The organism is Streptomyces sp. BE303 (genome assembly GCF_036290945.1).
Taxonomy (GTDB): domain Bacteria; phylum Actinomycetota; class Actinomycetes; order Streptomycetales; family Streptomycetaceae; genus Kitasatospora.
In genome coordinates this window covers 1-325 of record NZ_JAQYWZ010000094.1, presented here as the reverse complement: position 1 = coordinate 325, position 325 = coordinate 1, and the positions used below count along the sequence as shown (strand labels likewise).

General features: G+C 43.1%; 1 protein-coding gene. It reads left to right on the top strand.

The genetic code is table 11. From position 1 onward, the window contains the following. A partial coding sequence (locus tag PUR56_RS43115; protein ID WP_329947354.1) for a hypothetical protein occupies positions 1–325 on the top strand: 325 nt, incomplete at both ends.

The window sequence follows — 325 nt, the reverse complement described above, 5'->3', positions numbered from 1 at the left end:
GTTGGGGTGGTTTTTTGGTTGGGGTGTGTGGGGTGTGGTTTTTGTTTGTGGGGGTGTTGGTGTTTTGTTTTTTTTTTTTTTTTTTTTGTTTTTTTTTTGGTGGGGGGGGGTGTGTTTGTGGTGGGGTGTTTGTTGTTTGTGGGGGGTTTTTTTTTGTTTTTTTTTTTTTTGTTTTTTTTGTTGTTGTTGTTTTTTGTTGTGTGTTGTTTTGTTTTGTTGTTTTTTTTTTTGTTGGGGGGGGTGGCTGGTGGTTTGTTTGGTTTTTGGTTGGTTTTTGTTTTGTTTGTGGTGGGGGGGGGGGGGGGGGGGGGGGTGGGGTGGGGGG